The organism is Flavobacterium tructae (genome assembly GCF_002217475.1).
Classification (GTDB): Bacteria; Bacteroidota; Bacteroidia; order Flavobacteriales; family Flavobacteriaceae; genus Flavobacterium; species Flavobacterium tructae.
In genome coordinates, this window is the sequence record NZ_MUHH01000021.1 from 30477 (window position 1) to 41660 (window position 11184).

The window sequence follows — 11184 nt, forward strand, 5'->3', positions numbered from 1 at the left end:
AAACAATACGTATAAATACCTGTTTATTCAAATAATAATAAAAATATGCTGTATAATTCCAACATTAATTAGAATCACACAGCAATACAAAAATACCGCACAAAAACGCAATTTTACTCACACAACCCTCACCCCAGCCTCCACAAAACTTCTAATTTTAGCACTCTTTGGATTCAGTTCGGTAACGATAGCATCCACTTTATCGAGACCACAAACCTGATGTGGCATTTTACCATTAATTTTATCAGAAGTCGCGAGCACAATCACTTTATCGGAAGCTTTAATCATTTCTTTTTTGATGATTGAAACTTCATATCCCATTTCGGTAAGTCCCTGATTCACATCTAAGCTACTCACTCCCAAGAAACAAACATCGGCTTTGATTTTAGACAACACCTGTACCACATCGATGCCCACAGTTACCATGGCTTTTTTCTGTAGTTTTCCGCCAATAAAAATCAATTCGATATTGGGATGCTGAGACAACTGCATGGCAATAGGAAGGCTATACGTATATATGGTAGCCGAAAAATCAATTGGAATGAGTTTGCAAAAAGACAAATTGGTAGTTCCTCCGGTCATGATAATCACCTGACCTTCATTCAGAAACGCTAAGGCTTTCTGCCCTACTATTCTCTTTTTATCTTCATTGATTATATGGATATCAAAAACGTTATTGGATTTCTCCTTTACCGGAAAAGCCGCTCCATAGACCTTATTGATCAGGCCTTTGTTGTGCATTTCGTTAAAATCTCTACGTATGGTATCCTCAGAGATACTGAGCTCCGTGGCAAGATCGATCGTGTTTATCTTTTCGACACTCTTGAATTTATCCATGATAAACTGATGTCTCTCTTTCTTCAGCATTTTAACTTTTTTAAACAAATATAAAAATATATTGCATGATCATGCATGATTATTAAACAATTATTTCAAAAACACCTTCTAAAAACCTTATAGCATTTACAAAATGATAATTTAATGCATTTTTATGCGTTTTTTAATATTTAAATTAAATATGTTGCAAAAAATTGCATTTATAAAAATTAATTCTTTACATTTAAAATCTCTAACCAAACAAATATTTTAAAAATGAAAAAACTATTCTTTTTATTTGGAATTATTTTGTTTGCGCAGCCCATTTTTGCGCAGTCAAAAACCGTAACCGGTACGATTATCAGTACTACCGACGGACTTTCTCTACCAGGAGTATCCGTTTTGATTGAAGGTACTTCTAAAAGCACTACAACTGATCTGGACGGAAAATTCAGCATCACTGCAAATGAAAACGAAACACTCGTTTTTAGTTTTGTAGGATTTGCTTCGAAGAAAATCAAGATCTCAGCAAACACGACTACAATCAACCTTAAAATGACCGAAGAAACGAACGCTCTTTCTGAAGTGGTTGTACTGGGTTCCACCGTACGCGCTACCCGTAAAGAACTCGGAAATGCCGTAACCAGTTTAAAAGGGGAAGATTTAGTTAAAGCACAGCCCGGAGGTCTTTCTACGGCTCTGCAGGGAAAAATTGCCGGTGCTCAGGTTTCTCAAAACTCGGGTGATCCGGCAGGAGGTTTCAGCATCAAACTGAGAGGAACTTCTTCGATATTAGGTTCTTCAGATCCTTTATATGTTATTGATGGTGTGGTTTTAAACAACGCCACTACCAACGTAACCAACCTAAACGTGACTACCGGAAACTCCAACATGCAAATTGGTCAGAACAGATCTGCGGACATTAACCCTAACGATATTCAAAGCGTTGAAGTCTTAAACGGAGGTGCTGCCGCAGCCATTTACGGATCGAGAGCGGCCAACGGCGTGGTTTTAATTACGACTAAAAAAGGCGTTGCAGGAGAAACCAGATATACCTTTTCAACCAGCGTGACTTCTAACCAAATCCGAAAAAAACTGGACATGAACATGTCTGACAAACAGTTTGTAAGCACCTCTCCGGCCCTGTTCCCAATTCAGGGAAATCCAGTAAGTCCAACCACAGTTACGGTTTTAGGCAGAAACCTTGAAACCAGAACGACTAACGTACAGCGACACGACTACCAGGATGATATTTTTACTACGGGTGTCGGAACTGATACTTATTTCTCGCTGCAAGGCGGAGACGAAAAAACCAAATACTTTGCTTCTCTTGGTTATTTGGTAAACGAAGGGATCATAAAAAATACCGATTTTAAAAGAGCGGGGGCTAAAGTGAGACTGAAACATGACTTCAACTCAAAACTATCTGCTACTGTGGGATTAAATTATGTAAACTCCAGTTCGAATGAAAAACCGGACGGGAATGTTTTCTGGAGTCCGATTAATGCCATCAACATTACCAATAATATCTACGACATCAATCAAAGAGACGTAAACGGCAATCTGCTGGCGGTTGATCCAAACAGGGTGAATCCGCTTTCGATTATCGAAACTTTCAAAATCAAACAAAATACAGACCGTATTATTTCGGATTTACAATTGAACTACACACCGTTTAAAAATTTCAATGCCGATTTGATTTTTGGTATCGACAACTACAATCAGAGAGGAAATGTATTCATTCCGAGATATCCGTATGTCGTGAATCCGGCTTACTACAATGACGGATATGTTTCTGAGGCTACTAACAGAGTGGTACAATTCAATAACGATTTGAACTTAAGATACCTTTGGAATATTAATGACAAATGGAAAGCTACTACTTATGGAGGTTACAATGTGCAGACGTATCGTGATAATTTTGCAGCAGTTGAAGGACGTAACTTAAAACCTTTTATCGAAACCATCAATGCTTTTAATACTTTGATTCCGGGTTCGCCAAGTTCCAGTCAGTCCAAATATAATTTATGGGGATATTATCTTCAGGAAACTGTTGGTTACAAAGACAAATTATACCTGACAGTTGCCGGAAGACAGGATGCTTCGACTATTTTTTCGAGTGCTAACCGTTCACAATTTTATCCAAAGGCGAGCGTGAGTTATGTATTTTCAGATGAACCTTTCATGCAAAGCATTCACGATGCTGTAAGTTCAGTACGTTTTAGAGCTTCATGGGGAAAATCAGGAAGTTTAACGGCAATTAAACCTTATGCCCGTTTTACCAATTATTCTACCGGAACACTTTTAGGAAACAGTGCTTTTACTATTGAAGGATTTAAACAAGGAAATCTGGATTTAAGACCGGAACAAAGTGTTACGTATGAAATTGGAGGTGATTTTGGTTTTATCAAAGACCGTCTGAATTTATCGTTCAGCTATTACAATGCTGATATTGATGACTTGTTATTGCCGGTTCAGTTGGCGGCTTCTGAAGGCGCAACAAATACGATTAAAAACATCGGACAAATGAACAACAAAGGGTTCGAAATCAATTTGAAATACGATCTGATCAAAAAAGAAAACCTACATCTTGATGTATTCGTGAATTACAGCAGTAACAGAAACAAAGTGACAGGATTACCGCAAACTCGTTTCAAACTGGACAGTAACTTAGCAGGAGCTCCTGTTTTTGTAGAGATGGACAAACCTATCGGAATTTTCTACGGAACTTATTTTGCCCGAAATCCTGATGGTAGTTTGTTGTTAACTCCAAGCGGATATCCACAAACCGAAAAAGGAGATGTCAATACCGGAGCACCACAAAGAGATGCTTCAGGACAGCCAACCGGAACTATTCTGAACAAACAAATTGGGAATCCAAACCCGGATTATATTATAGCTTTCGGAGCCAACCTGAATTACAAAAAATTCGGTCTTTCTATATTGTTTGACGGTGTTCAGGGCGTAGATGTTTTTGATGCCGATTACAGAACCAGACAAGGTGTAGGATCAGGAAAAATAGTTACTCAAGAGCTTAACGGTGAATTACCGCGTGGGTACATCTGGTCGGTTTATAATGTGGAAGAATTTAGAGTGGTAGACGGAAGTTATCTGAAGTTAAGAGAAGTTTCTTTGAATTATTCTTTCGGAAAATTAAACAAATTCTTTGACGATCTGACGGTTACAGCCAGTGGAAGAAACCTGATCTCCTGGGATCACTTTACCAGTTTCGATCCGGAAACCAACTCGGGCGGACAGTCTTCGGTTGCGAGATACAATTTTGGAACCGTGCCAATTCCAAGTTCTTATTCCTTGGCGGTAAAAGTTCAATTCTAACCAAACTAAAACATCATGAAAAAAATATTCATCCCTATAGTAGCCCTTACAATGCTTTTAACAAGCTGTAACGAAGATTATCTAGACCCTACCAAGCCCTCTCAGGAATTAGTTTTTGGAACCCGAGAGGGAGTTATTGGTGCTGCCAACGGACTACAGCTTCTTTGGAGTGTTGACCGAACAAGTCCCGTTTACAACACCATTACCGGAAACGGATTTACCACAAAAGAACTGCGATTACTAAACGCCGGAAATGTCGACGAAGGTGAACTTTCTGTGGGCGGCGGCGTACTTTCGACCAAAAATCAGGTCGTAAACAATCTGTGGTCACAATGTTTAGTAATTAAATCTGAATCGCAAAAAGTAATCGATAATGTTGGTGTATTAACTTCAGATACCGAAAAAGCCAGCATTCTGGTTCATGCTTCTATTTTTAAGGCAATGGCACTTACCACTCTGGTACAGTATTTTCAAAGCGTACCGCTAAAAACAGGTAAAAATGCCACTTTTGATTCCAGAGCAGATGTATTAACCGAAGCAATCAAAATTTTAAAAGTAGCAGAACCACTGCTGGACAAAGCGACCGGAGCAACAGGATTGGTTACTAGCATTAATTACAAAAATACCGTTTATGCCTTATTAGCCAGAACGTATCTGATGGCCGGAGATTACGATAACGCCATTACCTATGCCGGTATGGTTGACCTCTCAGTAAAATCGGTTTTTGCTTTTGACCAGATTAGCGCCAACCCTATTGCTTATATCTCAATCACAACCAATAATGTTTTTCAGCCTGTTGATCTGACTTTGGGATTACCTCCTGCTTTAGCTCCTTCAAACTCAGACGGAAGATTGAATTTTTACATCAAACCGGGTTCAAACCCAACTGTTGCCACAGGATTCTTTGATTCGAATACCAAATCGATTCCATTGTATTTACCGGGCGAAATGATACTGATTAAAGCCGAAAGTTATGCCCGAAAAGACAATTTACCGCAAGCACTTATCGAGCTCAATAAGGTTTTAACTAAAACAGCCGGAGCAGATACTTATGGCATTGGTGCTAATCTTCCTCCATATGCAGGAGCTGTAACCAAACCGGCTATCTTAACCGAAATTTACCGCAACCGCTGTATCGAAATGTACATGTCAAGTCTAAAACTGGAAGACAGCAGAAGATTTGACCGTCCGGGAGCAGGAACAGCCGGTGCCGAAAGAAATCGTAACTGGTATCCTTATCCGGATTCTGAACGAAACAACAATACAAATACTCCTGCTGATCCGGCTATTTAAAAATTGTCGGTCTTCGACTTCGCTCAGACTGACAATTTTGGCTTCGCTCAGACTGACAATTTTAACTTAGATCAGACTGACATTCTGTGATTATTATTTTTTGATTTATAAATTGAGTCTGTCAGTCTTCGACTCCGCTCAGACTGACAGACTTTGATTATTATTTTTTGCTTTCCAAACAACAAACAACAAACCATAAACTATAAACAGCTTAACGGTTAAACAAATAAACGATTAAACAATACTACAGCTATGTATTATGAAAAATAAAAACCCCGAAACCGAACAAGAGTCCCTTTATAAAAATCTGGATCAGATGAGCACCAAAGAACTGCTGATCAATATGAATACAGAAGATCAAAAGGTACCTCATATTGTTGAAAAGCAAATTCCGAAAATTGAAAAGCTGGTCAAAGCCATTGTAAAGAAAATGCAGTTGGGCGGACGATTATTTTATATTGGTGCCGGAACTTCAGGGCGTATTGGAATTTTAGATGCTTCTGAATGCCCTCCTACTTTTGGAGTATCCCATGATATGATTATCGGAATTATTGCCGGAGGTGATACCGCCATTCGAAAAGCCGTAGAAAATGCCGAAGACGATACCGAGCAGGCCTGGAAAGATTTATCGAAACATCAGATCTCGAGTCTGGATTTTGTTATCGGAATAGCCGCTTCCGGAAACACTCCGTATGTATTGGGAGGACTCCAAAAAGCCAAAGAAAACAATATTAAAACCGGAAGCATTTCCTGTATCAGTAAAGGACTGATTGCCGAAGTCGCCGATTATCCGATCGAAGTCGTGGTTGGTCCCGAATTCCTGACCGGAAGTACCCGCATGAAAGCAGGAACAGCACAAAAACTGACTTTAAATATGATTTCAACTTCGGTTATGATCAAATTAGGAAGGATCAAAGGCAACAAAATGGTCGACATGCAATTGTCTAACGAAAAATTAGTTAAAAGAGCTATTAAAATGATCGTGGAAGAACTCCAAATTGAACACGATCTAGCAGCTGAACTACTGGAGAAACACAAAAGTGTGAGGGCCGTTTTACAAGAAAACAACGCTAAGAAATAAACCAACTGAGTGTCGCTTAATACATAGAAACATAGCGTTTGGAATCTATAGAAAAACGCCACAGATTAAACGGATTAAGGCGATTAAAAAATCTGCTATATCTGCGAGAAAAAAATTAAACACATAGTAACATAGATTTTATACCGTAGTTCTAGTATAATCAAAAAAAATCAAGATTTCTTCACATAGCTATATGACAGCTCTATGCGATACTATTAAAAGTGAAATGCCTTTATTCGGAATCCACAAACTATATTTCTATGTGCTTAACAGACCTTTTATCAAGCTCATAACAACTTAAAAAAATAATCTCATCACTAATTCAAAACCAAAATGTCTTCAAGCACCATCTTAATCTTCATCATCGTATATTTTGGCATACTATTACTGATTTCTCAAATCATCAGCAAAAAAGGACAGGACAACGATTCGTTTTTCAAAGCCAATAAAAACTCCAAATGGTATTTAGTAGCTTTTGGAATGATTGGCACTTCGCTGTCCGGACTAACGTTTATCTCCGTTCCGGGTGAGGTTGGATCTCCAAACGGAGAGCAGTTCAAATATTTTCAGTTTATATTAGGACAGGCCGTAGGGCTTATTGTAATTGCAAAAGTATTACTCCCTTTGTATTACAGAATGAATCTTACCTCGATATACAGCTATATCGAAAAAAGAATGGGAACAAACAGTTACAAAACGGCCGCCTCTATTTTTCTGGTAAGTCGTACCATAGGTTCTGCCTTGCGCTTTTATTTGGTTGTACTTGTACTGCAGCGTTATGTTTTTGATTACTATCACATTCCGTTTCCGCTCACCGTATTTTTAGGTCTGACCTTTGTTTTTTTATATACTTACCGAAGCGGCTTAAAAGCCATTATTATCACAGACACTTTACAGACTTTCTTTTTGGTGTCCTCTGTTTTTATTACCATATATTTTGTTCTAAACAGTTTAGATTTAACCGTTTTCGAATCGGTTTCAGCAATTCGAAACAGTAATTACTCTAAAACTTTTTTCTTTGATGATTTCCTGACCAATAAATATCATTTTGCCAAGCAATTTTTAGGAGGGTTACTAATCATGATTGCGATGGTAGGACTGGATCAGGATTTAATGCAAAAAAACATCAGTTGCAAAAACATTAAAGAAGCACAAAAAAACATGTACACTTTTACCGTTATTTTCGTCACGATCAGTCTTCTTTTTTTAAGTCTTGGAGCTTTACTGTATATGTATGCTGCAAAAAACAACATTTCCGTACCGCTGGATTTGATAACCAACAAACCCAGAACAGATCTTCTATTTCCGGAGATTGCACTGAATCATTTGGCTACTGTTCCCGCTCTGGTATTTTTGTTAGGAATCATTGCAGCCACTTTTGCTACAACCGACTCTGCTTTAACGGCTCTGACCACTTCTTTTTGTGTTGATTTTCTGGGAATGGATAAAACCGAAAACATTTCAAATCCTAAAAATGTAAAACGAAGACATCTAGTGCACCTCGCCTTTTCGTTTCTGTTCTTTTTGGTCATTATAGTTCTTAATTCTTTTAACGACAGCTCCGTTGTTGCATTGGTTTTCAAGGCCGCTTCCTATACTTATGGGCCGCTGTTGGGCTTGTATGCTTTTGGATTACTTCAGAAAAACAGAATTGTAACCGACAAACTGGTACCTTGGTTTTGTATCGTAGCTCCTATTTTAACTTATATACTAAGCGAAAATTCGAAAGCTCTTTTGGGTTATGTCTTTGACAATGAATTGATCCTTATAAATGCACTAATTACCTATACAGGCCTTTATTTTACCAGTAAAAAATCCGACAAAAAAATATACTTTTAAGCCGATTAATGCCAAAATACTCTAATTTTAACCCGTTAACAAATAAATGATACATCTTTTACATACGATTTGTGAATAAAAAATTCCGCCACGAATTCACGAATTATTGCTTTATAATAATTCGTGAATTCGTGACGAAAAACAAATCTATCTGTTAAAACAATTATACCTAACGAGTTCATTTTATAACTTTTACAATTCAAATCGTCTTTATAAAATTCAATTTTCATGAATAAAAATATAAACGCTCTGTACCAAATTGCTCAAAAAGAAACCCGCAGCATTATTGGGTTAATGTCCGGCACTTCCCTTGACGGGCTCGATATTGCCTTATGCGAAATTTCAGGTTCAGGGCAAAATAGCACTGTCAGAATAGCTCAATTTGAAACCATTGATTATTCGGAAGACATTAAATTTGAAATCCGTAAAGTTTTTGCGAAAAAAGAAATTGATTTTCAACATTTGGTGATGCTCAACGAATGGATTGGTTTGCTTCATGCCGAAATGATCAATAATTTTCTCAAAAAACGAAATATTCCCTCCGCCGAAATCGATTTGATTGCTTCACACGGGCAAACGGTTTTGCACGCTCCTAAGTTTTTACACCAGCAGGAAAAATTTCCAAACGCCACTTTACAAATTGGTGATGGCGACCACATAGCTGTGAAAACAGGTATCATTACCCTTTCCGATTTCAGGCAAAAACACATTGCTGCAGGTGGCGAAGGCGCTCCATTAGCCGTTTATGGTGATTATTTTTTATTTGGAAAAAAGGGCGAAAACCGCATCATGCTCAATATGGGGGGTATTGCTAATTTTACTTTTTTACCCGCTTCATTAAATCCCGAAGAAACCTTCGTAACCGATACCGGAACAGGAAATACACTGATCGATCTTTTTACGAAACGGTATTACCCTGAAAAAAGTTACGATAAAGATGCCGAAATAGCCCGAAAAGGAACTGTAAATCAGTTATTGCTCGATCATTTAAAAGACGATGCTTTTTTCCGTCAGGAATTTCCAAAAACAATAGGTCCGGAGCTTTTTAGTGCCGAATACGTAAAAGCAGCTTTGACCAGAAGTTCCTCTGAAACCATTGCTGCTCCCGATTTACTGGCCACTTTAACCCGTTTTAGTGCCGAAACAATCGCCGAAGCCATTCATTATGCCGTAAACAACTCCGTCGACAAACTCGAAGATTTCAAAATTTACCTGTCCGGCGGAGGCATGCACAATCCTTTACTAGTGCAATGGCTTAAAGAATTGTTGCCTTGCGATTTTCACAAAACAGATGAACTGGGTATTTCAGGCGATGCCAAAGAAGCCGTTTTGTTTGCTATTTTGGCTAATGAAACTATAGCTGGCGAAGATTTTAATTTTGGCTCACACAAAGGAATTCCATCCGTAACCATGGGGAAAATTTCGTTACCTGATTAAATAATACACCAAAAAATGAAAGACCGTATCATTTCAGTTGATGTTTTAAGAGGCCTTACCGTCTTATTAATGACCGTTGTAAACAATCCGGGAAGTTGGGATTATGTTTATCCCATTCTCGATCACGCAAAATGGAACGGCTGTACCTTAGCCGATCTCGTTTTTCCGTTTTTTATACTTGTTGTAGGAATCGCAATTCCTTTGGCCATGCCCATTAAACAAGACAAACCCGAAAACATCTTAAAAATAATCACGCGTTCTCTGCGCATCATTTGCCTTGGATTTTTTCTGTACTTTTTCAACAGTATTTATTTTCTCGGACTTGACGGATTTCCGCTTCTTATAGTACGTTTAATTCTCACCGCTTTAGTTGGATATGCTTTAATTGGAAACTTCAACCTAAGAATTAAAACCATTTTAGCCGTTGGTCTTTTCATTATTTTTCTTGCTTTAGCTTATGGCGGACACGAAAATTTCAGCGATGTCAGACTTCCCGGTGTACTACAGCGTATCGGAGTTGTTTATCTACTAGTTTCACTCGTCTATTTAAAAACAAACGTAAAAACCCAAATCATTCTGAGTGCTCTTATTTTATTGGGCTATTGGGCGATCATGACACTGGTTCCAGTTCCCGGAATTGGTCCTGCAAATCTGGAACCGGGTACCAATTTAGCGTCATGGCTCGATAGTATTTTACTCAAAGATCACATGTACATCGCTACCAAAACCTGGGATCCGGAAGGCATTTTGAGCACCGTACCCACTATAGCAAACGGATTAATCGGACTACTAATAGGACAATTGCTTCTAAAACCCATACCAAAAATCGAAATTGCCAAAAAAATGGGAATCCTTAGTGTTGCGCTCATTATCTCAGGATTACTGTGGTCTCTATTTTTCCCAATAAATAAAGCACTTTGGAGCAGCTCGTATGTTTTATTTACTGCCGGGATTGGTTTATTTCTCCTCACTCTGGTCTATTATGTAGTAGATATACTCAATCACAAAAAATGGACAACCTTTTTACTCAGCTGGGGCGTAAATCCAATGATTGTATTTTTTGTTTCCGGCATACTGCCTCGTGCATTTGCGATGATTAAAATTCAGAATCCTCAAAATATTTCCGAGACTATAAACGTTAGAGACTATGCGTACCAGTACTGGATCAGTCCTCTTTTTGAAAATCAATTGTTATCATCCCTTACCTATTCTGTACTGTATGTACTATTATGGAGTTGTGTTTTAGGATATTTTTACAAAAAAAGGCTCATTTTTAAGGTATAAATCCTTTTGATTTTAGAATTAACTATTTTGAATTATAAAATTAAAAAAATCTATTACTAATGTCCGGCTGAGCAGAATCGAAGTATTGTCGGGCTGAG

The 11184-nt window shown here is 38.1% G+C and carries 7 protein-coding genes; 6 read left to right on the plus strand and 1 reads right to left on the minus strand.

Translation table 11 applies throughout. The features are described 5' to 3' along the window. Positions 1–117: 117 nt before the first annotated feature. Positions 118–867, minus strand: coding sequence for a DeoR/GlpR family DNA-binding transcription regulator (locus B0A80_RS09570; RefSeq protein WP_089077143.1), 750 nt, complete (start codon positions 865–867; stop codon positions 118–120). A gap of 225 nt (positions 868–1092) precedes the next feature. Here B0A80_RS09570 and B0A80_RS09575 point away from each other — a divergent pair, with 225 nt between their 5' ends. The 6 genes from B0A80_RS09575 (at position 1093) to B0A80_RS09605 (ending at position 11086) form a co-directional block, all read left to right on the plus strand. Then, a complete protein-coding gene (locus tag B0A80_RS09575; protein WP_089077144.1) occupies positions 1093–4152 on the plus strand; it encodes a SusC/RagA family TonB-linked outer membrane protein in 3060 nt (1019 codons plus the stop codon). A 15-nt stretch (positions 4153–4167) separates the two neighbouring features. Beyond that, a complete protein-coding gene (locus B0A80_RS09580; RefSeq protein WP_089077145.1) occupies positions 4168–5445 on the plus strand; it encodes a RagB/SusD family nutrient uptake outer membrane protein in 1278 nt (425 codons plus the stop codon). A 259-nt stretch (positions 5446–5704) separates the two neighbouring features. Beyond that, positions 5705–6526, plus strand: coding sequence for an N-acetylmuramic acid 6-phosphate etherase (gene murQ / locus B0A80_RS09585; RefSeq protein WP_089077146.1), 822 nt, complete (start codon positions 5705–5707; stop codon positions 6524–6526). 333 nt (positions 6527–6859) lie between these two features. After that, on the plus strand, positions 6860–8365 hold the full coding sequence (locus tag B0A80_RS09590; protein ID WP_089077147.1) for a sodium:solute symporter: 1506 nt from the start codon (positions 6860–6862) through the stop codon (positions 8363–8365). Between the two features lie 228 nt (positions 8366–8593). After that, complete coding sequence (locus B0A80_RS09600) at positions 8594–9802, plus strand: anhydro-N-acetylmuramic acid kinase (RefSeq protein ID WP_089077149.1); 1209 nt, start codon at positions 8594–8596, stop codon at positions 9800–9802. A gap of 15 nt (positions 9803–9817) precedes the next feature. Beyond that, positions 9818–11086 (plus strand): acyltransferase family protein, encoded by a 1269-nt coding sequence (locus tag B0A80_RS09605; RefSeq protein WP_089077150.1) that lies wholly within the window; start codon positions 9818–9820, stop codon positions 11084–11086. Positions 11087–11184 lie beyond the last annotated feature (98 nt).